This is a genomic window from Gordonia hirsuta DSM 44140 = NBRC 16056 (assembly GCF_000333015.1).
In the GTDB taxonomy this organism is placed as follows: domain Bacteria; phylum Actinomycetota; class Actinomycetes; order Mycobacteriales; family Mycobacteriaceae; genus Gordonia; species Gordonia hirsuta.
The window spans coordinates 20,137-45,282 of record NZ_BANT01000043.1; the positions used below are offsets into that span (position 1 = coordinate 20,137).

A 25,146-nucleotide genomic window follows, 5' to 3' on the forward strand; every position below is an offset into this window, starting at 1 on the left:
TCACCGACCTGTCGCGGGTTCACAGCGGTCGCGGATGAGACTCCTGGCGCCCGAGTTCACGTCGTACCGCCAGCGGCGTGACACCGAACCAGCGCCGGCAACTGCGGGTCAGCGAACTCTGTTCGCTGTAGCCCAGGCGGGTGGCCACCACCGACAACGGCAGATCCGGTACCGCCAGCAGTTCCCTGGCTAGGGCCACCCGCCGCTCGTCGAGGAGTCCTTCGAAGGTCGTACCGGCCTCGGCGAGCTGACGCTGCAAAGCGCGCGGGTGCATCAACAGCACCCCGGCGATGTCTACCAGGGTGGCCTGGCCGACGGGCAACAGCTTGCCGATCAGCTCCACCACGTGCTTGTCGACGCTCGGGTAGCGGTGCTGTTCGCCCAGGTATCGGGTGGCCAGCGCATAGGCGAGCCCGTCCTTTCCCGGGATCGCCCGACTCAACAGCCCGGTGGGGAACACCAGCGCGTCGGCTTCGGCATCGAATTCGACCGGGGCCTGAAAGCAGTCCAGATAGGTGTCGGCGCTGGAGATCTGCGCATGCTGGAAGGCGATTCGCGAGGCCCGGAATCCGGCATCGGTCATCAGCTCGAACATGCCGCTGATCACGCCCAGCGACAATTCGACCATCTGGGCGCGGTAGGGCACCCGGGGAAGCACGATCTCGAACTCGAACGACGACAGCCGGGCCCCCACCCTCAGGTGCGACCGAATCGCCGGGGAATACGTATGCAGATATTTGATGACACCGAGCAGGCCGGCCTCGACCGAGTCGGCATTGCGCGCCAGCGCGGCGATCGGTCCGAGCATCTCCAGATTCTGCCGCCGCGACAGGCGCAGGCCCAGATCGGCCAGACCGAGCTCTTCGGCCGCGGTCCCCAGCGTCTTCGCCAGCGCCGAGTACCGGATGTAGCGGTTGTAGTCGCCGACGCTGCGCAGATCGATACCCGCACCCCGCAGATATATCTCCGGGTCGCCCCCGTGCGCAGTGATCAGTTCCGGCAGGTTCGTCAACGACGATCCTCGAATCAGGTCCGCCATAGTCGCCAAATGTAAAAACATCGTCGTCTTGTGTCAAGAAATGCCCAGGACTTGCTGTGAGTCTGAACACAGGCGACGAATTCGAGTCCGCCAGCCCACAGAAGAACGAAGGAAGATCCCATGACCACCATCGACATCCCTCTGGCCCTGACCATGCAGACCAAGACGGTTCCCTGGGCCCACGACATCCTCGCAACTTCGTCGGCCACATGGATGCGGCCAACACCCGGGAGGCCTACCGCGCCATCCTGGAGGCTCAGGGCGATGAGGTCCCCGAGTTCGTCATCGGCGGCAGCTGCATCTACAGCCGCTGACCTGCACCGTCCCGAGGAAGGCATCGTGATGACAGCGAACATCTCTGCAGCACTGGACCGCGCCGTCGCCCTGTTCGGCGATGAGACCGCCATGGTCGACGGCGACCACCGATGGACCTACCGCGATCTCGATGCGCGCGTTCGTTCCTTCGACGCCGCACTCGGCGAGGCCGGTCTCATCGCCGGCGACGTGGTCGGCGTGCTGGCCCTCAACAGCCGGGCACACCTGGTCGCATGGCTGGGCGTACCGCGGAGCGGCCGCGTACTCAACGAGATCAACACGCGGCTCTCGGAGACCGAAATCGCCTACATCATCGACGATTCGGCCACCCGGCTATTGCTCGTCGACGATGCCTTCCTCGAAACGGGACGGGCCCTGCGCACCCGCTGCCCCTCTCTGGACACCCTGATCTACTGCGGCGGCGGGACAGCGCCGGAGGACTGCCTCGACTTCGAGGTGTTCACAACCAGCGGGCGGTCACCGCAGCCGGTGATCGTCGGCGGCGACGACGTGGCCGGCATCTTCTACACCGGCGGAACGACGGGACGCCCCAAGGGGGTGCTGCTCTCACACGACAATCTGATCGCGAACGCCAAGCACGCCCTGATCTGCTTGCGCTACACCCACCACGACACCTACCTGCACGCCGGGCCGATGTTCCATCTGGCCGACGGAGCCTCGACGGTCGCGCTGACCTGGGTCGGCGGCACGCATGTGATCATCGGCGGGTTCGACCGAGAACTCTGGCTGGAGACCGTCGAACGCGAAGGTGTCACCCGCGCGATGCTGGTGCCGACGATGCTGACCATGCTGCTCTCCGAGCCGCTCGGCGACCGCGACCTGAGCACCCTGCAATCGGTGCTCTACGGCGCCTCGCCGATGCCGACGGCCCTGCTGCGCACCGCGATCCAGACTCTGGGGTGCGACTTCTGCCAGGTGTACGGCATGACCGAGGCCGCACCGATCGTCACCTTCCTGACGCACGAGGACCATCGCGACGGTATCGCCGCGACCAGTCCGGAAGCGCAGGCACGACTGCGGTCGGCGGGCCGGCCCATCGTGGGCGTGGACGTGGTCATCCGCGATCCGCAGGGCTCGCCGTTGCCGACCGGCGATGTCGGCGAGATCACCGTGCGGGGGATGAACGTGATGCAGGGATACCTGAACAAGCCCGACGAGACCGCCGACGTGCTCATCGACGGCTGGTTCCACACCGGCGATATGGGATACCTCGACGGCAGCGGCTACCTGTACGTCGTCGACCGGCTCAAAGACATGATCATCACCGGCGGTGAGAACGTCTATTCCACCGAGGTCGAGAACGCGCTCTACCGGCATCCCGACGTCATCGAGGTCGCGGTCTTCGGGACTCCGGATCCACGGTGGGGCGAGGCCGTCACCGCGGCGGTGGTGCTGCGGCGCGACGGCGACGAGCTGGTCGAGGAGCTCCGGGACCACTGCCGAGATCTGATCGCCGGATACAAGGTGCCGCGGGTGATCCACATCGTCGACGAAGCCCTGCCCAAGTCGGGCGCGGGCAAGATCCTCAAACGAAATCTCCGTGACCGCTACAGTCCCGCAGGCCAGCTGCGCTGAGTCCCCACTACCGACAGGAAAGATTCTCATGACCGACCCGACCACTCCCTTCGCCGGCCACACCGTTCTCGTCACCGGCGGGACCTCCGGAATCGGCGCCGCCACCGCCGAACACGTCGCTCGCCTCGGCGCCACCGTCCACGCGGTCGGGCTCGGCGCCGACGCCGCCGGGTTCCCCGACGGCCTGGACATCACCGCCACCGAACTCGATGTCACCGATCGACCGAAGGTCGACGAGTTCTTCGACCGGCTCACCGAACTGGATGTCCTCGTCCCCGCCGCCGGGGTCACGCTCGGCGAGGCCGAGCTGACGCCGGACGGCTTCGACAAGGTCATCGCGATCAATCTGCTCGCAGTGCAGTACTTCGCCTACAAGAGCGCTCCGCTGCTGGCGCGCAGCGGCCGGGGAACGATCGTGACGCTGGCCTCCATGCTGAGTACCTTCGGTTCGGCCGACGGACCGGGCTACGCGGCGAGCAAGGGCGCCGTGGTCCAGCTGACCAAATCGCTGGCACAGCTGCATGCAGGTTCAGGCATCCGGTGCAATGCCGTGGCCCCCGGCTGGATCGAGACGCCACTGCTCGAGTCGGTGCAGACCGTCGCTCCCGAGGTCTACACCGGGCTCCTGGCGCGCACTCCCCTGGGCGTTTCGGCGCACCGGTCGAAGTCGCCAAGGCCATCGCCTTCCTCGCCGGTCCGGACTCGTCCTTCGTCACAGGCGTCGTACTGCCGGTCGACGGCGGCTATCTGACGGTCTAGCCAGTTCGGCGCGTCAGCGTGACCATCGGCTGGGTGAGCAGCCCTGCCGGTGAGATCACCAGCCTGCTCTTCGTGGCCGACAGGCTGATCTCGTAGATCCTGCGGCCGTCCAGCACCGAGTTGACGAACCGGGTCAGTTCCGGCGAGGCACCGGCCTTGGTCACGTCGAGGGCACCGGCCAGCGTGCGCGGCTCGGTGTCCAGGCCGGAGCCGCGGGGAACGAACCGCAGACCGTCGGTGGTGTGCATGAACGCCCGATAGGTACGCCCGGACGGCGCGGTGAGGGTGACCGGGTTGGTGGTCTGCGCCCAGTCGTAGTCGTCGATGCGCGCCGTCCACCCGCCCGGCAGACGGCCGGCGAAGTCCACTCCGCTGGGTGCGGCCAGGGTCTGGGCCGACTGGTCGGTGGACGGATCGGCACCGGTGAGCACCTCGTCGACCAGGTTCTGGCCAGTGGCGGTGAACGTCCAGGCCCGCTCGTTCAGGCCCTTGTGCCAGTAGCCGGTGCGGCCGTTGCTGCGGCCTTCGACCCGCAACTGGCGGTTCTCCATTCGGCGGCCGTCGTCGTGGATGGAGATCCGCGAGGTGATCTCGCCGGGGATCTTCGGCTGGTGCTGCCACTCCGGAGCCGGCAGCGAGATGGCCGCGAATCCCGGGTTGAACCGCTCCTGCAGCTGATCGGGCGCCGACGGGGTGTTCCGGGGCTGGATCTGCCAGGTGTAGCGGCCCGGGATCTCGTTGGAGCCGGCCAGGTCCAGATCGTATTTGCGGGTGTACATATCGCCGTAGCGGTTCATCACAAAGGTGACCGAACCCGAGCCGGAGATCGATTCGGCGATGAACCGGCCGCCCAGCGGGCCGCCGATCTCGTAGCTGTGGTCGGGCGGCAGCCATGGATCCTGGTAGACGATGCGTGAGCCGTCACCGGCCAGGCTGACCAACTGGACCAGTCCGGCCTGGGTGGGATGGGTGAAGCCGCGCGCATCGACGAAGCTCTCCGACATCCGGTGGCTGATGGACCACTTGTTGCGGTCCTGCCCGTGCTCGGGGACCTGGATGCCGGGCCAGAGCCAGATGGGTGAGCCGAACAGCCGGGTCCAGTTCCAGAGCATCGGCCCCGACAGCACGTTGTCCATCGAGTAGATCCAGCCGTTGCGATCGAGTGCGACCACCATGTTGGAGTCGACCGACATCGAGACGATCCGCCCGTCGAGGCAGCCCGGGGTGGCGACCTTGCGCCAGGTGGCCCCGGAGTCGCGGGCCCGGGTGTACAGCGAACCGCGGCGCAACGCGAATTCGGCGAAACCGTTGAAACCCTGGCTCGCGTCCCGGTAGTCGACGCGGGTGGGCAGGTTCAGACCGTGCGGTGCGGCGGGCAGGTCGCGGAACTCCGACACTCCCCGAATGCTGGGGAGCGGCAGGAACAGACCGGGCAGAGGCAGGACCACCTGAAAGGTGCTCAGCATCGGCACGCAGGCCAGCGGTCCGGCGGTCGCGGCGGGTTTCGGTTCGGCCGAGGCCGGGGCCGGAACGCCGATCCCGCCCAGTGCCGTCATCGCCGCGATCGTCATACCGATCATCGCCCTGATCACGCCGTGCCTCATCGTCGGACCCCTCGCAGAATTGGAACACGTTCCATCGACTGTTTCTCCGGAATCGTAGCCTGCGGGATTCTCAGCCCGTGCCCGCCGACGACAGAGGCCCTCCCCCGGCGATCCGGGAAGGGCCTCTGTGCTGGTGGTGCGCCCGTAGGGATTCGAACCCCAAACCTTCTGATCCGTAGTCAGATGCTCTATCCGTTGAGCTACGGGCGCGTGTACCTCGAACGACTATACAGAACGTCTGTCGTTCGACGCTATTCGGTTGTCCGGGCGAACCCGGTCAGCGGAGACGAGAGGATTTGAACCTCCGGTCCCTTTTTCAAGAGACAACTCATTAGCAGTGAGTCCCATTCGGCCGCTCTGGCACGTCTCCTGGTCTCAAGTCCTTGCGGACTCGCTCGCCGTGGAGAAAGGTTACACAGGGCCCACAGCGGGGGCAAATCGCCCGGGTACCGGCTGGGCACAGCAACCGCGAGGCCTACATTGGATGGGTGACGCTGCGCATCCGACCCGATCTCGACTCGCTGCCCACCTATGTTCCCGGCAAGAACTTTCCCGGCGCGCTGAAGCTCGCCAGCAACGAGGTCGTCGAACCCCCGTTGCCGGCGGTCACCGAGGCGATCGCGGCCGCTGCCACCGGGATCAACCGCTACCCCGACAACGGTGCGGTGGCCCTCACCGAGGCGCTGGCCACGGCGCTCGGGGTGACCACCGACCAGATCCAGGCCGGCTGCGGTTCGGTGATGCTGTGCCAGAACCTGATCACCATCACCAGCGGACCGGGCGACGAGGTGCTCTTCGGCTGGCGCAGCTTCGAGACCTACCCGCTGGCCACCCGCGTCGCCGGGGCCACGCCGGTGCAGGTGCCGCTCACCGGCGACGCGGTCTACGACCTGGAGGCGATGGCCGCGGCGATCACCGACCGCACCCGGCTGATCTTCATCTGCAATCCGAACAACCCGACCGGCACGGTCGTGGAGGCCGCCGATCTGCGCCGCTTCCTCGAGCGGGTACCCGACGATCTGATCGTGGCGCTCGACGAGGCCTATATCGAGTACACCCGGCCCGACCAGGCCCACGCCTACGACGCCCTCGAACTGCGCCGCGAGTTCCCCAACGTCGTCGTGCTGCGCACCTTCTCCAAGGCGTACGGGCTCGCCGGTCTCCGGGTCGGCTACGCCGTGGCCGATCCGCAGGTGATCACCGCACTGGGCAAGGTGCACGTTCCGTTCTCGGTCAACAGCCTCGCCCAGGTGGCCGCGATCGCCGCGCTCGGCGCCCGGGAGCAGCTGCTGGCGCGCACCGATCTGGTCGCCGCCGAGCGCGGCCGGGTGACCGATGCCCTGCGGCAGGCCGGCTATCGCGTCGCCGACAGTCAGGCCAACTTCGTCTGGCTGGAACTGGGCGAGGAGGCGGCGCCCTTCGCGGCCGCCGCCACCGCCGCCGGGCTGGTGGTGCGCCCGTTCGCCGGCGAGGGTGTGCGCGTGACGGTCACCGTGCCGACCGAGAACGACGTCTTCCTCGACTTCGCCCGGAACTGGATTCGCTGATCAGGCGATAGCCGGGGCGATCGCCCGCCACGCCTCGGGCAGGTCCTGCTTCCAGTACGCCCAGTTGTGGGTGCCGATCAGCCGGAAGCCGGGGGTGAACGCGATCCCCGCCGAGGTGAGCTTGGTCGCGAACTCCAGCGAGCAGCGGTAGGCACCGATCTCCAGCGCCGAACCCGCCGCGATCTGCGCGTCTTCGGGCCCCTCGGCGGGATCACGTTTGACGGTGAAGTCCAGCGGGCCCACCGCACCCGAACCGGCGCCCAGGAAGATGGCCTTACCGCGCAGAGCGTCAAGCTTCAGCGAGGGGTCGTGGCTGCGCCAGCGCTTGGCTCCCGACGGTCCCCACATGTTGTTCGCATCACCGCCGGCCTTGGCCACCGTGGTGCGCACATAAGCCTCGTTCGCCGGACTGGACACCGGCGGGCAGCCGCTGAGCGAGGCGACCCCCCGATACAGCTGCGGGTGCCTGGTCGCCAGGGCGAACGCGGACTGCCCGCCCATCGACAGGCCCATCACCGCATTGCGCCCGTTGGCGCCGAACTGCTCGGCGATCACCGGCGGCAGTTCTTCGGTCAGGAAGGTCTCCCACTGCGGTTTGCCCAGCTTGGCGTCCTTGCGCATCCAATCGGTGTAGAACGAGCCGGCACCACCGGCCGGCAGCACCACGTTCACGTTCTGGCCGGCGAAGAACTTCGCGGCACCGCCCTTGGTGATCCAGTCGCTCACCTCGTCGCCGCCGTCGGCGCCGTCGAGCAGGTACAGGGTGCCGCGCGGTCCCGGCCCGCCGGGCGAGAGAACGGTGACCGGCACCGTGCCGCCCATCGCGCGACTCTTGATGTTCAGATCCGTCCGGTGCAGCCCTCGCTGTACCTTCTTGAGCACCTTCGCTCCCGGCGGGGCGGCGAACGCCTCGGCCGGTGCAGCGAGGGCACCGAAGGCAACGGTGACGGCGGCCAGGATCGAGATGAAGCGGCGCGGGGTCATGACGCACCACGGTAGTGATCGGATGTTGCAGCCCGGTAAAGGTTGGCTGTGGATCACCTTAAAACGACGCGTACACGGCCGATACACTGCGGCAATGAGTGCTGAGCAGAGTCGGTATGCCTTCGTCGCCCACGTCCCGGTGCGTTGGTCGGACATGGATGCCTTCGGCCACATCAACCACGCGCGCATGGTCACGCTGATGGAAGAGGCACGCATCCAGTGGCTGCTCAGCGCGGGCGAAGAGTACAGCCCGCTGATCAAGAGCGCGATGATCGTGCATGTGGAAATCCGCTACCAGGCGCAGCTGCGGCACGACGACTCTCCGCTGTCGATCGCCATGTGGATCAAAGGCCACCGCAGCGTCGACTTCACCATCGGCTACGAGATCCGCGGCGCCGAAGCCGGGCTGGAAGGGCGGCCGGCCTGCGTGGCGAGCACCCAGATGGCCGTGGTCGACGTCGAGGCACACACCCTGCGGCGGCTCACCGAGGTCGAGAAGGGCTATCTGGCCGAGTGGGGCCGCCGCAGCTGAGGCGCCCTAGTGACATACGAGACTCATGCACCGGGACCAAATCCCCTGCCGAGGATAGGCAAGCCTTGGTTAAAATTGGCGTACCGCATTCGCCCGTGTCCGCATACTCAGACCGGGATGGACCAAGGAGGATGGACGCGATGACACCACTCTCCCGGGTCGCCGTCGGCGCGACCGCGACCATCCGCGATGTCTCGGATTCCTGCCCCGAACCTGTGCGGCGGCGCCTGGCCAGCCTCGGATTCGACGACGCCACCCGCGTCAGGAAGGTTCGCCGCGCACCGATGGGTGATCCCAGTGTCTACGAAGTGATGGGGTACCAGATCTGTCTGCGCGACCGGGAAGCCCAGCACATCGTGTGCGAACTCGCTGATGAGTGACTGCTGCACATCGGCCGGGGGATTGACTGGAGACGACGATCCTGGACGAACGCGCGCCCACGATGCTTCGTGCGCTCACCACAGCGACCACGCCGCCGAACCCGCCGCCGGTGACACCCGCACCCGTATCGCGCTGATCGGCAGCCCGAACGCCGGAAAGACGTCGTTGTTCAACGCGCTGACCGGGCTGCGACTGAAGACCGGCAACTATCCGGGAGTCACCGTCACCCGTTCGGTCGGCCGGGTGCGCGTGCGGCCGCCTTCGGTCCGGCTAACACGGGCCGGCAACACGCCCGGAGGCCGGGCCTCCACGGTGCACCGGCACGTCTACCTCGAAGACCTGCCCGGAACCTACAGTCTGGCGCCGATCTCCCCCGACGAGCAGGTCGTGGCCGATCTACTGGCCGGGCAACTGCCCGGGGTGGCGCGTCCGGACGCGGCACTGATCGTCGTCGATGCGACGGTACTGGAACGGTCTCTGGCACTGATCGCCGAAACCCTGGGACTCGGGATCCCCGTCGCCGTCGCCCTGACCATGAGCGATGAGATGGAGCGCCGCGACGGCCACGTCAACGCCGCCGCCCTCGAGGACGCCCTCGGGGTACCGGTCCGAGCCGTGATCGGCACCCGCGCTTCCACGCTGGAACCGGTGCGCGAACTACTCGCCGATCCGTCGGCCTGGCCGCGGCCCGTCGTTCCGCCGCCGGCCGAACCGGGGCGCGAGCGAGCCGACTGGGTGGCCTCGACACTGTCCGAAGCCGGCTATCGATCTCCCCGTGCGCATTCGCGAACCACTGCGGTGGACCGCCTGCTACTGCATCCGGTGTGGGGCACGCTCGCCTTCCTGGCCGTCATGTTCGTCTTTTTCCAGGTGATCTTCACCGTGGCGGGCCCGCTGCAGGGCTATATCGAGACCTTCTTCGGCTGGCTCGGCGCCCTGGTCGCCGACCATGTGAGCATTCCGCTGCTGGCAGATTTCCTGGGCACCGCCTTGATCGGCGGCGTCGGCGGCATCCTGGTGTTCGTCCCGCAGATCATGCTGATGTTCCTGCTGATCTCGCTGCTGGAGAACGTCGGGTACATGTCACGGGCCGCTTTCCTGACAGACCGGGTGATGAGCCGGGCCGGATTGGAGGGTCGGGCCTTCGTGGCGATGCTGTCGTCCTTCGCCTGCGCGGTTCCCGGCATCATGGCCACCCGCACGCTCCCGTCGTCCCGCGACCGCATCGCGGTGGCGATCACCGCCCCGCTGATGACGTGTTCGGCGCGCATCCCCGTCTACGTGCTCCTGATCGGCATGCTGGTTCCGGCCGACACCCGTTTCGGCCCGTTCCAGGCGCAGGGTGTGGTGATGTTCGGGCTGTACCTGCTCGGCGGGATCTCGGCGATGACGGCCGCCGCGATCTTCAAACGCAGCCGGTCTCTGCGCAGCGACTTGATGCCCTTCTACATGGAGATGCCGCCCTACCGGGTGCCTGGGATCAAGACGGTGCTACTGACCATGTGGGACTCGTCCAAGCAGTTCCTGCAGAAGGTCGGCAAGATCATCCTGGCGACGGCGATCGTGCTGTGGGTCCTGTTGTCGTTGCCGGCGCACACCGAGCAGGCACAGGCCATCCACGACGACGCAGTGGCGGCTGCACTCGCTGAGGGCGCCGACCCGGAGGAGGCCGAAGCCGTCGGCGAGGCACAGTCGCGGTCGTTCGTCCTGGACAACAGCATCGCGGCGTCGATCGGCAAGGCCGTCGAACCGGTCTTCCGCCCGTTGGGCTTCGACTGGCGTATCGACATCGGCATCCTCGGCTCGTTCGCGGCTCGCGAAGTGGTGGTCTCCACCCTCGGGCAGATCGCCGCGGCCGAGGATCCGGAGAGCCCGGAAACCGCCCTGGCGCAGATGCGCTACACGCAGGGACCGCATACCGGCCAGATTGTCTTCAGCCCACCCACCATCGTGGCGATGCTGCTGTTCTTCGCCTACGCGCTGCAGTGCATGTCGACTGTCGGCGCGATCCGCCGGGAGACCAACTCGTGGAAGTGGCCGCTGATCTCCTGGGGCTACATGTTCGTCTTGGCTTGGGTGGCCGCCTACCTCGGCTACACCATCACCGCGGCGATCACCGGCTGACGTGCGCGAACAGCCCGTTCACCTGCGGCCCGAATCCGTCGGCGAAGACCCCAGCGCCATCCGCTGGAGGATCGCACCGGGCCTGATCCGCCACACCGGTGATGTCCCCGCGTCCCTCGCCCCGCCGTCGATCCGGCGACTGTTCGACGACGGTGTCCTGGCCTCGGTGCACGTGCGCCCGGGCCACATCACCACCCGGCTGTGCCCCGGGCTCGCCGCGGCCGATGCGGGTCGGGCCGTGCGTTCGGCCTTGTTCGAGGTGCTGTCGGCACCCGGCGGCTGGCCCGACGACGCTGCCGCCGGCGCACCGGGGCCGCGCGAGACGGTCGCAGCGGCCGCCGACCGGGAGATCGCGGCAGCGGTTCAGTCGGTGCTCGACGGCGAGTTCGGCTCGTACACCTCTGCGCATGGCGGTCTGGTCACGCTGTTAGGCGTCACTGACGGACAGGTCCGCGTGCAGCTCGGCGGACGTTGTCACGGCTGCGCTTTCGCCGACAACACCATCCGTAACAACCTGGTAGCCCGACTCTCCCCGATCCCCGGATTTCGCGGTGTGACCGTTGCCGGTGACTCCGAGTGCTCAGCTTCCGCTGAGATCGGACGGATACGCCTGTCACTGCCGCGTCTGCGCCGGAGCGTGAACTAAGACGGACGGTGATGCGGTCATGCTGTCGCTACTCGCGGCAGCAAGATTGCCTCTAGGGCTCGTACCGTTGCGGAAGTTCGTACTGCTGCTCGTACGGAGCGATCCGGGCGATGTCGCCCTGCAGAACGTCTCGGTACATCCGCAGCTGCTCCTCCCCCGAGCGCACCTGTTCGGACAGCATCCGGGTGTGATCGGCCGACAGCTCACGGTCCCCGGATCGGGCCAGCAGATGGTCGATGCGCGAATCGAGGGTCGAGGCGCGGTCGTACTCTTCGAGCAGCCGCAGCTCCGCGGAGGCCGACTCGACGGTCTGGGCGATCCCGATCAGTGCGTGCACCCGCTCGAGCAGTTGCGTCCAGACCGGACGCAGAGCCGCCTCCCGCTGATCCAGGTGCTCGGCGAACCCCTGATCACCGCTGCCGCCGGCCCGGGCGCGATCCAGATCGATGCGCAGGTTGCGCAGCGCCACGACGTCGGCGGAGATCTCGGCCAGTTCGGCGTGCAGATTCACCGCGGTGCGCTGGAATTCGAAGAAGTCCGACCGCCAGGCCGGGCTCTGCTGGATGCGCTCGTAGAAGTGTCCGGCGACGAACATCAGCGTCTCGTAACCGTCGGCGAAGGCGGCACCGCGACCGCTGGGGACGGCGGTCTGGCCATCCGGCGGTCCCAGCGCCTCGTTGATCCATTCCTCGACGTTCTGCGCCGCATTGCGGCCGGCCAGACTGCCCACCAGACCCGCGATCCGGTCCACCGCTGCGCTGCCGGCCCGCCGCACCCCACCACCGACCGGCAGATTCGCCACCGGCGTGGCCAGCAGTCCCTCGAACAGCTTCTCCCGCTCGTCGATCTCCAAGTAGATGTTCTCTCGGCGTTCGCGCCGGATCGCGCGGGTGCTGGAGGCGAACACGCCTTTGCCCAGCACGATGATGCGCCGGGCGTCCTCGCGTTTACGGATCATCCCCGACAGTCGGGTGCGCAGCACGGTCGCCACCACATTGGGCATCATTCCGGTGCGCAACTGGTGTTCCAGCCCGAGGATCGAATGCTGGCGCCGGCGCAGATTCGCCGCCGGCTCGGTCATCCGCGGCATCGGCAGGCCCATCGACATGCGCCGCACGATCAGTGCCCGGCCGGCCGGCGAGGTGTATCCGGCGGCCAGCAGCATGGCGGCGTCGTCGGACAGCATCGGGGGGTCTCCGGGCAGCCGGGACTCCTGCGTCCAGCGACGCAGATCGGCGGTGGTGACGGGGACCGCGGCGGAACTCATGGACACATTCTACCGGCCTGAAATGCGGCGCCGCCTGGAGAAATCGCCCACACCGCTGCACGACGCCCCGGCTCGGACACCGGGCGCAGGTCAGCGCGTGCTGCGACGCGGCGAGCGGCGAGCCCCGGGCCGGCGCGCATTCTTGGCCGGCCGCGGCGGCACCTTCCCGGCCGCTTCGAGCCCGGCGCGCCGGGCGGCCGCCTTCTCTTTGGCCGACCGTTTGGGTGCCGGTTCACTCTGCCCACGCGAGGATCCGGGACGACGGCCCCGCACCACGCCGATGAACTCCTCGACCAGTTCTCCGGTCGGTTCTCGCCACAGCAGCCCCACCGGCGCGGCCGGCCCATCGGTCAACGGCCGGAAGGTCAGGTCGCGCCGGTGGTGCAGCCGGGCCAGCGACATCGGGACCACCAGCACGCCGAGCCCGGCCGCGACCAGTTCCACAGCGTCGGCAGTGGTGTCCGGACGGTGGTCGATCAGTGTCCCCGGGCGCCCGGTCCAGCCCAGCACATCGTCGTGCGGCAGCAGGTACCGCTCGTCGGCCAGATCCTGAACGGTCAGCTCGTCGGCTGCGGTCAGCACGTGATCGGTGGGCACCACCACCACCGGCACTTCGTCGTACAGCCGGATCAGGGCCAGCCCGTCGTCCCCGTCGGCCGACGGTCTGCCCAGCACCGCATCGGCACCGCCGGCGCGGACCAGTGCGGCGGCACCGGCGGCCGGGCAGGCGATCAGGTCGACCTCGACCCCGGGGCGCCGCTGCTCAAAGGTGCGCACCCATTTAGCCGGCATCACACCCGGCACATACGCCAGGCGAAAGCGGATCGGCTCGGTCACCGGTTCAGCGTAGCGATCCGGCCGCCCGGACGGCACCGCATGCGCGGCCGGGCACCGGAACCGGCCAGTACGCTGGGTGCCATGACAGCGCTGATCTGGATCGTCGTGGTGCTCATCATCGTGATGCTGGTGGTCGCACTGATGCAGGGCGGCGGTGCCGATCGCGCTCAACGCGAACTCGCCGACGCCCAGGCCGATGCGCGCCAGGCCATCAACCGTCTGGGCGGGCAGGTGTATCTGCTCGAGGGCACCAATCCCGCGGCCACCCAGGCCCTGGCCGACGCCGGTGAGCGGTACAACGCGGCCGGTGCGCAGATCGATCACGCAGACACACCCCGGCAGGCACACCTGGCCAAACAGACCGCGCTGGAAGGGCTCTACTACGTGCGGGCGGCCCGCACCGCGATGGACATGGATCCGGGTCCGCCGGTGCAGGGTCTGGACGGGCAGGCCGCGGCCGGCCGGGTCACCGAGGTGCGGACCGTCGACTTCGAGGGGCGACAGATCTCGGCCTCACCCGATCCCAGCGCCACCACCCCCAACTACTTCCCCGGCGGCCGCGTCGCCGGACGTCCCGTCCCCGCCGGGTGGTACTCCGAGGCCTGGTGGCGCCCCGCACTGATCGGCGGCATGTGGGGCGTCGGATCGATGCTGCTGTTCTCGTCGCTGTTCAGCGGGATGAGCGGGGTGCACTACGGCGCCGACGCCTTCGCCCAGGGCGATACCGGCCTCGACGACGGCGGTATGGGCGACGCCGGCATCGGTGATGGCGGCATGGGCGACGGGGGGATGGGCGACGACTTCGGCGGTGGCCTGGAGGGTTTCGACTTCGGCGGCTTCGACTTCTGACGCAGCGGACAGAACCTGGTTTTCAGGGCAGAATCGAAGACCCGAGACTTGGGACCCGGAGGCGCCATGGCAGATCCCGCACTTTCGCGGATCCGGCGTGCCTACGATCAGTTGCTCACCGGCGATGAACCGGCGCCCGAGGGCGTGCGTTCGGTCGTCCGCGATTCGTGGCTGCGTTCACTGCGCCGCGGCATCGATCCAGGCGGCGGCGTCGATCGCGCCACCGATGCGCTGCCCCCACCCGATTTCGCCACCTACCGTTCCGAGCATCGACTGGCCGCCGTGCGGGATCTGGTGCGCTCGCTCATGCTCGACGACCTCGCCGGCACCGATGTGGTGGTCGCCCTCACCGACCAGGTCGGGCGGCTGCTCTGGGTGGAGGGCGATCATGCCGCACTCGATAAGGCCGCAGCCATCAACTTCGTCGAAGGCTCGCTGTGGAGTGAAGACACCGTCGGCACCAATGCGCCCGGACTGGCCCTGACCGTCGGCCGCGGCGTGCAGATCCTGGGACCCGAACACTTCGCCGGCGCGGTCCAGAAATGGAACTGCGCCGCCGCCCCCGTGCACGATCCGGTGACCGGCGAACTGCTCGGGGCCATCGATGTGACCGGTGGCTCGGCCGCCGCCGCACCCTTCGCGCTGGCCGCCGTCCGCTCGGTGGTCGCCGCGGCCGAGCGAGAACTGCAGTCCCGCGCCGTCGACCTGTCCCTCCCGCGACCGGCCGCACCGGTGGTCAACCGGTTGACGGTGCTCGACGGGCTCACCTGGACCGGCGCCGAGGGCACCACCCTCTCCCTGTCACCGCGGCATGCCGAGATCCTGCTGCTGCTGGAAGCCCATCCTGAGGGACTGAACACCGACCAGCTGGCGATGGCACTGTCCGATGAGGAACTCGGCGCGGTCACCGTCCGCGCGGAGATCTCCCGGTTGCGGCGCGACCTGGGCGACCTGATCGCCGCCCGGCCCTACCGGGTGACCACCGGCCTGACCTCCGACGTCGGCGCGGTGCGCCGGCTGATGAACGACGGCGACCTGGCGGCGGCCGTCACGACCCTGGGCAGCGGCGGCCTGCTCGCCTCCTCCTTCGCTCCGGGCATCACCGAGCTCTTCGAAGAACTGCGCGAAGACCTGCGCTCCCGGATCCTGGCGGCCGGCGACCCACGGGCCCTGTCGGCGTGGACCGCTTCCCCGCACGGGCGCGATGATCTGGCGGCCTGGCAGCGTCTCGTCGTCGTTCTTCCCGCCCGGCACCCCGACCGGGCCGTGGCCCAGGGCCGGGTGCGGCTGGCCGATCGGCGCCTCGGCCGCTCCTGAGCAGGTCCGGGTCCGGCTGCTCCGGACATTCGCGGCGCTCCGCACGCCTCCGCGGCCTTCCTCTGACGTTCGCGGCGCTCAGCACCGAACGCGGCGCCCGCGAAGGCCGCGTGCGGATCGACCGCCGCGAACACCCTAAGAGCGCCGCGAACACGGATCGAATGCCGCGAACATCCAGGCCCCGCATCGGTTGCAACGTGACTGCAACCACACCCGGTCTACCGTATGCGGTAGATCACTTTTGTGACCAACTGAACGCCTCGCAAGAATGGAGTCCATCATGGCGGTATTCGCTAAGCCCGGTTCCGAAGGCTCGCTGATGAGCTACGAGTCCCGGTACGACAACTGGATCGGCGGACAGTGGGTCCCGCCGGTCAAGGGCCAGTACTTCGAGAACCCCTCGCCCGTCGACGGCAAGACCTTCTGCGAGGTGGCCCGCTCGACCGCCGAAGACATCGAGCTGGCACTGGACGCCGCACACGCCGCCGCACCGGCCTGGGGCAAGACCGCCGTCGCCGAGCGCTCGGCAGTCCTCAACAAGATCGCCGATCTGATGGAGGCGAATCTGGAGGCCATCGCCGTCGCCGAGTCGTGGGAGAACGGCAAGGCCGTCCGCGAGACCCTCGCCGCCGACATCCCCCTGGCGATCGACCACTTCCGCTACTTCGCCGGTGTGATCCGCGCGCAGGAGGGCGGTATCTCCGAGATCGACCAGGACACCGTCGCGTACCACTTCCAGGAGCCCCTGGGCGTGGTCGGCCAGATCATTCCCTGGAACTTCCCGATCCTGATGGCCGTCTGGAAGCTCGCCCCGGCCCTGGCCGCCGGCAACTGCGTGGTCCTCAAGCCGGCCGAGCAGACCCCGGCGTCGATCCTGTTCCTGATGAGCATCATCAGCGAAGCCCTCCCGCCCGGCGTGATCAACGTCGTCAACGGCTTCGGCGTCGAAGCCGGCAAGCCGCTGGCCTCGAGCAACCGGATCCGCAAGATCGCCTTCACCGGCGAGACCACCACCGGCCGCCTGATCTCCCAGTACGCCTCGGAGAACCTGATCCCGGTGACCCTGGAGCTGGGCGGCAAGAGCCCCAACATGTTCTTCGACGACGTGATGAGCGCCGACGACGGCTACCTGCAGCGCGCGCTGGAGGGCTTCGCCATGTTCGCGCTCAACCAGGGCGAGGTGTGCACCTGCCCCAGCCGCGCGCTGATTCAGGAAGGCATCTACGACGCGTTCCTGGAGAAGGCCGTCGACCGGGTCAGCAAGATCAAGATGGGCAACCCGCTGGACACCGAGACCATGATGGGCGCGCAGGCCTCCAACGACCAGTTCGAGAAGATCACCTCGTACCTGAACATCGGTCGGGAGGAGGGCGCCGAGGTGCTGATCGGCGGCGAGGCTGCCGACCTGGGCGGCGATCTGTCGGGCGGCTACTACATCAAGCCGACCGTCTTCCGCGGTAACAACGATATGCGGATCTTCCAGGAGGAGATCTTCGGCCCGGTGCTCGCGGTGACCAGCTTCCGCGACTACGAGGACGGCATCCGGATCGCCAACGACACCCTCTACGGCCTGGGCGCCGGCGTGTGGAGCCGCAACGGCACCGTCGCCTACCGCGCCGGACGGGACATCCAGGCCGGCCGGGTGTGGACCAACACCTACCACGACTACCCGGCGCACGCGGCCTTCGGCGGCTACAAGCAGTCGGGCATCGGTCGCGAGAACCACCTGATGATGCTCTCGCACTACCAGCAGACCAAGGCGCTGCTGGTGGGTTACGCCGGCGACCCGAAGGGCTTCTTCTAAGAAGACGCCCCCGGCTTCGACAGACCGCCGCGCTCCGGGAGGATCCCCCTCCCGGAGCGTTGCGGCCGGTAAGGAGAGTGATGAGCCAATCCACTGCACCCGATCGCGCGATCGGCACCGAGGCAGGCCTCGCACTGCTGACCAAGCTGACCGAACTGCACGGGCCGCTGATGATGCACCAGTCCGGCGGCTGCTGCGACGGCAGCGCCCCGATGTGTTATCCGGTCGGCGAGTACCGGATCGGCCAGCGCGATGTGCTGGTCGGCGAACTGGAACTGCCCGAACCACTGCCCCCGGTGCGTATCTGGATCAGCGGTGATCAGTTCGAGGTGTGGAAGCACACGCAGCTGATCATCGACGTGGTGCCCGGCCGCGGCGCGGGCTTCTCCCTCGAAGCCCCCGAGGGGCTGCGCTTCCTGTCTCGCTCCCGGGTGTTCGACGACGACGAGCTGGCCGCCCTGGACGCCTCCCCACCGCCGACGGGCGCCTCCCTGGGTTTGTGAATTCACCGATCCGAACCCGCGACGCCGGCCGTGCAGCTGCCCTGCTGCACGGCCGGCGTCGTCGTTTCACCGAAAACCCTTGACAGCTGTGACGGGCGTCTCTTACGGTTTGACATCATACGAAAACTGTATGACGTCAAAGAATGGAGGTCGGCGATGGGTCGTGGTCAACGCGCGGTGGTTCTCGGCGGCAGCATCGCGGGCATGTGCGCCGCCGGTGCCGTCGCCCCCTACTTCGATGAGGTGGCGGTGCTGGAACGGGATGTGATCGGCGAGGACACCGAGCATCGTCGCGGTGTTCCGCAGAGCAAGCATCCACACTTCCTGCTGAACTCCGGGCGCCGGGCGCTGGACCGGATCTATCCGGGTTTCGAGGAGGCACTGATCGACGCCGGTGCGCTGCACATGATGCCCTCGCAGGCCGCGGCGCACTGCGAGGGCGCCGGCTGGATCCCCCGCGGGGAGAGCACGATGTCGATGATCTACTCCTCGCGTCTGCTCATCGAACGCACCCTGCGCGACCAGATGTCCCGGGTCGACAACATCCATCTCGAGGAGGGCGTGAGCATCCTCGACCTGGAGGGCACCGAACCGGGCCCGGACGGACGGATCTCCGGCGTCTGGGTCACCGACGGCGCCCCTGGTAGCCGCCGGCTTATCGAGGCTGAACTGGTGATCGACGCCCTCGGCCGCGGATCGGGTGTCTCGCAGTGGCTGGCCCACGCCGGGTGGCCCCAGGTGCCGGTGCAGTCCCTCGACGCCGGTGTCACCTACTCCTCGCGCTGGTACCAGAAACCGGCCGAGCTGCCGGCGGACTGGTGGTGGGCGCAGATGTCGGTGATGCCGACCTCCGACACCGGCCCGCACCCAGCCGAGCACGACTTCCTGTGCCAGATCTTCCCCATCGAGAACGACCGCGTACTGGTGACGATGGGCTCGTGGGGCCATGCGATGCCGCGCACCGAAGAGGACTTCGTCGCCACCACCAAGAAGGTGCGCGCCCCGGCGTTCGGCCGCGCGGTGGCCCAGTGCGAACCGCTGACCAAGGTCTTCGTCACCAAGTCGACCGGCAACATCCGCCGCCGGTACGACCAGCTCGATCCGGTGCCCGGCGGCCTGGTGTCCATCGGCGATGCGGTCTGCGGTTTCAATCCGTTCTACGCCCAGGGGATGAGCTCGGCCGGAAAATCGGCGGTGCTCCTCGGCGAGAAGCTCGCCGAGGCCTCCTCTTTGGACTCGGGTTTCGTGGCCGACTACTACACCGCCCAGCGCCGGCTGCTCGACGACATCTGGACTCTGGCGCTGGCGCGTGATCAGGGGTACGCCAACGCCGAGGGCACCGAGATCGCGCCGCGCTGGCGACAGAAGATCGCCTACCGCGCCTCGTGGCCCATCTTCAACCACATCTCGGCTACCAGCCGGGAGAACGCGGCCGTGGAGCAGCACTTCACCGCGGTATTCAACCTCGACGAGTCGGTGACCGACATGGTCAAGAGCCCCCGAGTGCTGGCCGGTCTGGCCTGGCACGGGATCAAGCGCGCATTGCACCGCACCCGGCTGCCGATGGGCTTCGACGCCCGGCAGGATCCGCCGTCGGCGATCTGGCGCGACGGCAAACCGTATCCAGGCGGCCGCGCGCAGGTGCTGCCGCGGGGTGTCAACCCGAACGTCACCGCGCAGAGCTGATCCGTGGCGATCTGCGAGCCGGGCACTCCCGCCTTCATCATCACCCGCTACCTGGGTTTCGTCTGCGAGGACGCCTCCCCTGTGGTGACCCTGCGCAATCCGGCCGGTCTGGAGAACTGGACGCTGCCGGTCCTGGAGGTGACCATCATCGTCGGGGCGGTGCTGGCGCTGATACACGCGCTGCGCCGCCGCCGAGAATGCGATCCCACCAACCTGGTGCTCTGGTTCGGTTCGCTGGCCTATCTGTTCATCATCGAACCGCCGCTGTACTTTCCCGAATGGTTCGGCATGCAGGACGCGATGGGCTTCATGTTCGCCCACAACGTCTTCACCGTCGACCTGATGTACGACAGGCTTCCGCTCTACATCGTCTGCTTCTATCCGGCGATGAGTCAGGTGGCCTACGAGATCGTCCGGGCGCTGGGTTTCTTCGACGGCAGCCGCTGGTCGGCGCTGCGCGGCTCCCTGGTGGTGGGCCTGGTGTTCCAGGTGTTCTACGAGATCTTCGACCAGCTCGGGCCGCAGCTGCGCTGGTGGGCCTGGAACGTTCCCGAGCCCTACTACGGCGATCAGGCCGACCTGCTGGGCAATCCGTCGGCGGTACCGCTGTTCGAGTCGGTGCCGTGGAGCAGCGCATGGCTGTTCGCGACGGTCTCGTTCGCGGTGCTGACCCTCTTCTGCGTGCTCTGGGTGAAGAATCCCGTCGAACGCGGGCAGGCGCCCGGCGGCTGGTCGCTGGTCTGGCGGACAGTCGCTGCCGGCGCGTTGGCGGTGCTCTCGATGCCGGTGCTGTCGATCACCACGGCGGTCTTCGGGCGGGGCGACGATGCGAACACCACCGCCCAGAGCGTGATCTTCGCGATCCAGGTCTTCGGGATCTGGGTGATCGGACTGTGGCTACTCGCCCAGCAGTCCCAGCGCCTGCGGGCGAACCCCGTCGATCCCCTCCCGGCCCGCCAGGCCGCCGGATTCCTGCGCTTCTTCCCGTGGCTGTTCCTGGGAGTGCTCCTGGTGTTGTGGCTGGTGGCACTGCCGGCCTATCTCGGGGCCACCGACGGGATCACCGCGGCCGATGCGGTGCCGACCGGCGGCACTCCGACGGGCAGTCTGTCGTACGTGATCGGCTGCTACGTGATCGCCGTGGGGACGCTGGTGTGGGCGCTACGGCGGGCTCGATCGGTGCCTGCGCTCGTGTGAGACGATCGGGACCGTGAGGACGCGCGGCTGGCAGGGTGATCTGCCTCAGGACGAGGACGAGGCCCGGGCCCGCATCCTCGCCGCGGCCACCCGGATCGTCGAACGTGTCGGGTTGGCCAAGACCCGCTTGGCCGATGTGGCGATCGAAGCGGGGGTCACCCGGCAGACGGTGTACCGCTACTTCTCCTCGGTCGACGAGATGCTCACGGCGGTGGCCACCGCCGGTGCGGCGGATTTCCTCGACCGCATGGCCCAGGCCCTGGATCACGTGCGCACCGCCGACGAGGCAGCCGTGGAGACCATCCTGTACTGCCTGCGATCGATGCCCGACGAACCGGCACTGGGCCTGATGCTGCGCGCCGGGGCCACCGAATTCTTCACCCGAGAGGCCACCTCGGCCAGTGCGGTGACCCTGGGCGCGGAGATGCTGCGCCGGCTGCCGGTCGACTGGGCCACCGAGGGTTACGACGACGAGGCGCTGGAGGGGCTGGCCGAACTGGTGATGCGGATCTGGCTGAGCTTTCAGCAATACCCGAACCACCCGCCGCGCAGCGACGAGGAGCTGCGCACCTACCTGCGCACCTGGCTGGGCCACAACCACTGACCGGGCGCGGTCGCCGACCAGGCGAGCCGGAGTCAGCCCACCAGTAGCGCCCCTGCCAGACCCAGCACGCTAATCCACACGGTGGCGGCCGCCCCGAGCAGGATCGGCCGGGGCCCCAGCGCCCGCAGGGTCGCCAGCCGCACGCCCGTCCCGAGGGCGAACATCGCCGCCGCCAGCAGTACGGTCTGCACCTGTGCCGCCCCGGCCAGCACCGGCCCGGGGATCACACCCGACGAGCCCAGCGCCACACAGGCGGCGAAGCCGGCGACGAACAGCGGCACCAGTGGCGGGCGGGCACCGGTCCGGCCGGTGTGTGCGCGCCGCTGCCGCACGCCCAGGACCACCAGCACCGGCGCCAGCATCAGCACCCGCCCCAGTTTCACCACCACCGCGGTCGCCAGCGCGCCGGAGCCGATCAACCCGCCGGCCGCCACCACCTGCGCGACCTCGTGAATCGAGATGCCCGCCCAGAGACCGCCCGCTTGCGGGGACAATCCGAGTAGCCACACCGCCAGCGGAATCCCTCCGAGCAGCAGCGTTCCGAAGACCACGACCACCCCGATCGCGGCGGCCGCTTCCTCCTCCTCCCCGTCGACGACACCGTCGGCGGCCGCCACCGCTGCGGCACCGCAGATGGATGTCCCGCAGGCGATGAGCAGCCGCTGCGCCGGACTCAGCCCCAGGAACTTGCCGAACCACAGACTGCCCGCCAGGCTCAGGACCACGGTCAGCACAATCAGCCCGATCACCCCCGGCCCCAAGCCGAACACATCCCCGACCACCAGCTGCAACCCCAGCAGCGCCACCCCCAGACGCAGCAGGGTGCGCGAAGCGACGGCGAACCCGGGCGCGTATCGCGGCCCCGGCGGAGCGAGATTGCCCACCGCGATTCCGAGCAGGATCGCACTCAGCAGCGGGCTGACCATCGGGAGCCAGCGGTGCAGCCCGACCGCTGCCGCCGTGGCCGCGGCGACCAGCGCCAGCCCCGGCAGTCGTACCGGACGGCGCCGCCACGGGAGCGCCGCAGAGCGCAGGAGGTCAACAGTGGCGGTCATGCTTTCAGCCTGAGGCAGAACAGACCGGCCCAGAAGACCCCGAACCGACATGGATGCATATCCGAATCGATATGCCGGCAGGGCTTCGCGGAGTACTCTTCGGTGCCATGGCGCCCCGCTCGCTCGATCTGACCGCACTCGCACTGCTGGTCGGCGTCGACGACCACGGCAGTCTGAGCGCCGCCGCACGCGAGCTCGGGTTGGCCCAGCCCAATGCGAGTCGTTCGCTGAGCCGGCTCGAGCGGCAACTCGGCGTGGCGCTGACCGAGCGCACGACAGCCGGCTCGCGGCTGACCGCCCAGGGCACAGTGCTGGTGCACTGGGCCCGGCAGACGCTGGCCGGCGCGGCACAGTTCCTCGAGGTCGCTGCCGGTCTGCGCGACGACGGGGCCGCCGAGCTGACCGTCGCGGCGTCGCTGACGGTGGCCGAACATCTGCTGCCGCGCTGGCTCGGCGAACTGCGCACCAGATATCCGGAGGTCACCGCACATCTGCAGGTGCACAACTCGGCCACGGTGCTCGAGTTGCTGACCGGCGGCCACTGCGATGTGGCCTTCATCGAATCCCCCGCAGCGATCCCCGGCCTGCACAGCACGGTGGTGGCCCGCGATCGGCTGGTCGTGGTGGCCCCTGTCGGTCATCGGTGGACGCGACGGCGCCGCCCGTTGACCGCGGCAGAGCTGGCGGCCACACCACTGCTGGTGCGCGAGCCGGGATCCGGTACCCGCGAAACCCTCGACGCCGCCCTCGCCGGACATGCGCGGGCGGCGCCGTTGCTGGAGTTGGGCAGCAGTGCCGCCATCGCCACCGCGGTGGCCGCCGGGGTGGGCCCGGCCGCGCTCAGTGCTCTGGCCGTCGACGGTGCGATCGCCTCCGGTGCGGTGAGCACCGTCGAGGTGACCGGCCTGGCGGCAAGCCGTGAACTGCGCGCCGTGTGGCGTCCGCCGCGTGTGTTGCGCGGCCCGGCCGGCGCCCTGGTCCACATCGCCCGGAGCGGCGCAAGCGAAGGCAGCGTGCCCCCGCTCCGCTAGTAGTCGGCGTTGGGATCGACTGTGGAGATCAACTCTTCACCGGCCTGGAAACGCCGCAGGTTCTCGGCCAGCCAGGGCGCCATTTCGCGGGTCAGATCCGGGGACGGGTTGGCGATGTGCGGGGTGACGATCAGGTTGGGCAGCGTCCACAGCGGGTCGTCGTCGCCGGGTGGCTCCGGATCGGTCACATCCAGGGCGGCCCCGGCGATGATGCCGCTCCGCAGTGCTTCACCCAGCGCGGTCTGGTCGATCAGCGGGCCGCGCGCCACGTTCACGATCCAGCTATGCGGTTTGAGCAAGGCCAGCGTGCGCTCGTTGATCAGGTGGTGGGTCTCGGGGGTGGCCGGCGCCGCCAGCACCACATGATCGGCGGCGGTCAGGATCTCGTCCAGGTGCGCCGAGGTGACGGTCCGGTCAGCGCCGGCCACGGGCGTACCCGAGCGGTTGACAGCCAGCACCGTGGCCCCGCAGGCCTTCAGTCGCGGCGTCAGTTCCCGGCCGATTCCGCCGGCACCGATGATCGCCACCGTCGCCCCGCGCAGGGTTCGCACGGCCGGCGGGATCACTTCCTCGTTCCAGCCCAGCAGCACGGCGGTGTGCACCTGGCGCAGCCCGGCCAACAGCAGCGTCAGGGCATGCTCGGCGCATCCGGCAGCATAGAAGCCGGAGGCGTTGGTCCAGCGGCGCCGGTCGTCGATCACCCCGGCGGCCCGGAAGGCCTCGATACCGGCGGTCTTGAGCGCGACCCACTCCACCGCGTCGGGAAGCGGCGGCAGGTCGGCCGGCTCCCCGATCCAGACCAGCACCCGTGCTTGTGCCAGCGGTACGACGACGCCACCGGCCTCGGTCACCGCCCGGACCAGATGTTCGTCGTGCTGCGGTTCGATCGCGACCGGCACAGCCGTGGCCACGGCGCCGTCAGCCTCGGGCGCCGTCGGAGTCGCCGGCATAGACGCCCAGCAGATCTCGCGCCGAGATGATGCCGACCAGGGCGTCGTCGCGCTCGACCAGAATGTGCCTGATGTAGCGATCGGTCATCCGGGTGGCGACGGCATCGACGGTCTCATCGTCACCGCACCAGACCAACTCGGTGCTGGCGACCTCGGGGGCCGGAACCGACTCGGGGTCGTGCCCTTGCGCCACCACCTGCACCACGTCGCGCTCGCTGAGCACTGCCTCCGGCCGCGGCTCGTCACCGACCACGACCACGCCGACGCGCTCGTCCATCATCACCTTGGCCGCACCGGCGACGGTGGATCCCACGGGAATCCGGATCACCGCACCCCCGATCAGGTCGGCGACGACGATGGAACCGGCAGAAGGAATAGCAGTCATGCCTCCATTTTGGCACCAAATATCCTGCTGGGAGCCGAACGCTCGGAGCAATGCCCCAAATGTGGACTTCGGACCCTGCCCCACGGTGAGACATGATTCGGGACACCGCGTTTAGACCGAGTTAGAACGGTGGC

Annotated in this window: 22 protein-coding genes, 2 tRNA genes and 1 pseudogene; 15 read left to right on the forward strand and 10 right to left on the reverse strand. The window is 68.6% G+C overall.

All coding sequences use genetic code 11. From position 1 onward, the window contains the following. Positions 1-19: 19 nt before the first annotated feature. Positions 20-1,039 carry an AraC family transcriptional regulator gene (locus tag GOHSU_RS13770; RefSeq protein ID WP_024332617.1) on the reverse strand — a complete coding sequence of 340 codons (1,020 nt, stop codon included), beginning with the start codon at positions 1,037-1,039 and terminating at the stop codon, positions 20-22. 342 nt (positions 1,040-1,381) lie between these two features. Between GOHSU_RS13770 and GOHSU_RS13775 the strand changes: the two genes are divergently transcribed. After that, complete coding sequence (locus GOHSU_RS13775) at positions 1,382-2,950, forward strand: long-chain-fatty-acid--CoA ligase (RefSeq protein WP_005943004.1); 1,569 nt, start codon at positions 1,382-1,384, stop codon at positions 2,948-2,950. A 28-nt stretch (positions 2,951-2,978) separates the two neighbouring features. After that, positions 2,979-3,709, forward strand: a pseudogene (locus tag GOHSU_RS13780) (SDR family NAD(P)-dependent oxidoreductase). Here the strand turns inward: GOHSU_RS13780 and GOHSU_RS13785 are convergent. From GOHSU_RS13785 to GOHSU_RS13795, 3 genes are all read right to left on the reverse strand, one after another. Then, entirely contained in the window at positions 3,706-5,313 is a 1,608-nt protein-coding gene (locus GOHSU_RS13785) for a hypothetical protein (RefSeq protein WP_024332618.1), read from the reverse strand. The pseudogene GOHSU_RS13780 and the gene GOHSU_RS13785 sit on opposite strands and share 4 nt — an antisense overlap. 134 nt (positions 5,314-5,447) lie before the next feature. Continuing rightward, positions 5,448-5,523, reverse strand: a tRNA-Arg gene (locus tag GOHSU_RS13790). A 71-nt stretch (positions 5,524-5,594) separates the two neighbouring features. Continuing rightward, positions 5,595-5,683 (reverse strand) — tRNA-Ser (locus tag GOHSU_RS13795). Positions 5,684-5,801: 118 nt separating this feature from the next. Here GOHSU_RS13795 and hisC point away from each other — a divergent pair. After that, positions 5,802-6,860, forward strand: coding sequence for a histidinol-phosphate transaminase (gene hisC / locus GOHSU_RS13800; RefSeq protein ID WP_005943011.1), 1,059 nt, complete (start codon positions 5,802-5,804; stop codon positions 6,858-6,860). On the opposite strand, the gene GOHSU_RS13805 is transcribed toward hisC, so the two are convergent. Next, on the reverse strand, positions 6,861-7,844 hold the full coding sequence (locus GOHSU_RS13805) for an alpha/beta hydrolase (protein ID WP_005943015.1): 984 nt from the start codon (positions 7,842-7,844) through the stop codon (positions 6,861-6,863). Between the two features lie 94 nt (positions 7,845-7,938). On the opposite strand from GOHSU_RS13805, the gene GOHSU_RS13810 reads away from it, so the two are divergent. The 4 genes from GOHSU_RS13810 (at position 7,939) to GOHSU_RS13825 (ending at position 11,527) form a co-directional block, all read left to right on the forward strand. Beyond that, positions 7,939-8,376, forward strand: a complete 438-nt coding sequence (locus tag GOHSU_RS13810; RefSeq protein ID WP_005943017.1) for an acyl-CoA thioesterase — start codon at positions 7,939-7,941, stop codon at positions 8,374-8,376. 140 nt (positions 8,377-8,516) lie between these two features. After that, positions 8,517-8,756, forward strand: a complete 240-nt coding sequence (locus tag GOHSU_RS13815; protein WP_005943019.1) for a FeoA family protein — start codon at positions 8,517-8,519, stop codon at positions 8,754-8,756. Then, positions 8,749-10,881 (forward strand): ferrous iron transporter B, encoded by a 2,133-nt coding sequence (feoB, locus tag GOHSU_RS13820; RefSeq protein ID WP_081597799.1) that lies wholly within the window; start codon positions 8,749-8,751, stop codon positions 10,879-10,881. Before GOHSU_RS13815 ends, feoB begins: the two co-directional genes overlap by 8 nt. A 1-nt stretch (position 10,882) precedes the next feature. Then, positions 10,883-11,527, forward strand: coding sequence for a NifU family protein (locus GOHSU_RS13825; protein ID WP_005943024.1), 645 nt, complete (start codon positions 10,883-10,885; stop codon positions 11,525-11,527). Between the two features lie 52 nt (positions 11,528-11,579). Here the strand turns inward: GOHSU_RS13825 and GOHSU_RS13830 are convergent, their stop codons facing one another. Next, positions 11,580-12,794 carry a hypothetical protein gene (locus GOHSU_RS13830; protein WP_005943026.1) on the reverse strand — a complete coding sequence of 405 codons (1,215 nt, stop codon included), beginning with the start codon at positions 12,792-12,794 and terminating at the stop codon, positions 11,580-11,582. Between the two features lie 90 nt (positions 12,795-12,884). Next, positions 12,885-13,631 carry a LysR substrate-binding domain-containing protein gene (locus GOHSU_RS13835; RefSeq protein ID WP_024332620.1) on the reverse strand — a complete coding sequence of 249 codons (747 nt, stop codon included), beginning with the start codon at positions 13,629-13,631 and terminating at the stop codon, positions 12,885-12,887. Between the two features lie 81 nt (positions 13,632-13,712). On the opposite strand from GOHSU_RS13835, the gene GOHSU_RS13840 reads away from it, so the two are divergent. The 7 genes from GOHSU_RS13840 (at position 13,713) to GOHSU_RS13870 (ending at position 21,591) form a co-directional block, all read left to right on the forward strand. After that, positions 13,713-14,480: a hypothetical protein gene (locus GOHSU_RS13840; RefSeq protein WP_005943037.1), complete on the forward strand. Its 768-nt coding sequence runs from the start codon at positions 13,713-13,715 to the stop codon at positions 14,478-14,480. Positions 14,481-14,546: 66 nt separating this feature from the next. Then, complete coding sequence (locus GOHSU_RS13845; protein WP_005943040.1) at positions 14,547-15,797, forward strand: helix-turn-helix domain-containing protein; 1,251 nt, start codon at positions 14,547-14,549, stop codon at positions 15,795-15,797. Between the two features lie 280 nt (positions 15,798-16,077). Further along, positions 16,078-17,601, forward strand: a complete 1,524-nt coding sequence (gene exaC / locus GOHSU_RS13850; protein WP_005943041.1) for an acetaldehyde dehydrogenase ExaC — start codon at positions 16,078-16,080, stop codon at positions 17,599-17,601. An 80-nt stretch (positions 17,602-17,681) separates the two neighbouring features. Then, entirely contained in the window at positions 17,682-18,104 is a 423-nt protein-coding gene (locus GOHSU_RS13855) for a DUF779 domain-containing protein (protein ID WP_005943044.1), read from the forward strand. 156 nt (positions 18,105-18,260) lie between these two features. Then, positions 18,261-19,790 (forward strand): FAD-dependent oxidoreductase, encoded by a 1,530-nt coding sequence (locus GOHSU_RS13860; RefSeq protein WP_005943047.1) that lies wholly within the window; start codon positions 18,261-18,263, stop codon positions 19,788-19,790. Between the two features lie 3 nt (positions 19,791-19,793). After that, entirely contained in the window at positions 19,794-20,987 is a 1,194-nt protein-coding gene (locus GOHSU_RS13865; RefSeq protein WP_005943049.1) for a hypothetical protein, read from the forward strand. A 13-nt stretch (positions 20,988-21,000) separates the two neighbouring features. Further along, complete coding sequence (locus tag GOHSU_RS13870; RefSeq protein WP_005943052.1) at positions 21,001-21,591, forward strand: TetR/AcrR family transcriptional regulator; 591 nt, start codon at positions 21,001-21,003, stop codon at positions 21,589-21,591. A gap of 32 nt (positions 21,592-21,623) precedes the next feature. Here the strand turns inward: GOHSU_RS13870 and GOHSU_RS13875 are convergent, their stop codons facing one another. Beyond that, the gene (locus GOHSU_RS13875; RefSeq protein WP_035739588.1) at positions 21,624-22,646 is read right to left on the reverse strand and encodes a YeiH family protein; all 1,023 of its coding nucleotides are present in this window, start codon (positions 22,644-22,646) and stop codon (positions 21,624-21,626) included. Positions 22,647-22,753: 107 nt separating this feature from the next. Here GOHSU_RS13875 and GOHSU_RS13880 point away from each other — a divergent pair, with 107 nt between their 5' ends. After that, the gene (locus tag GOHSU_RS13880) at positions 22,754-23,677 is read left to right on the forward strand and encodes a LysR substrate-binding domain-containing protein (protein WP_005943056.1); all 924 of its coding nucleotides are present in this window, start codon (positions 22,754-22,756) and stop codon (positions 23,675-23,677) included. Here GOHSU_RS13880 and GOHSU_RS13885 read toward each other — a convergent pair. Continuing rightward, the gene (locus tag GOHSU_RS13885) at positions 23,674-24,627 is read right to left on the reverse strand and encodes a D-isomer specific 2-hydroxyacid dehydrogenase family protein (RefSeq protein WP_174293549.1); all 954 of its coding nucleotides are present in this window, start codon (positions 24,625-24,627) and stop codon (positions 23,674-23,676) included. The genes GOHSU_RS13880 and GOHSU_RS13885 overlap by 4 nt on opposite strands. Beyond that, positions 24,596-25,012, reverse strand: coding sequence for a CBS domain-containing protein (locus GOHSU_RS13890; protein ID WP_005943060.1), 417 nt, complete (start codon positions 25,010-25,012; stop codon positions 24,596-24,598). Before GOHSU_RS13890 ends, GOHSU_RS13885 begins: the two co-directional genes overlap by 32 nt. Positions 25,013-25,146 lie beyond the last annotated feature (134 nt).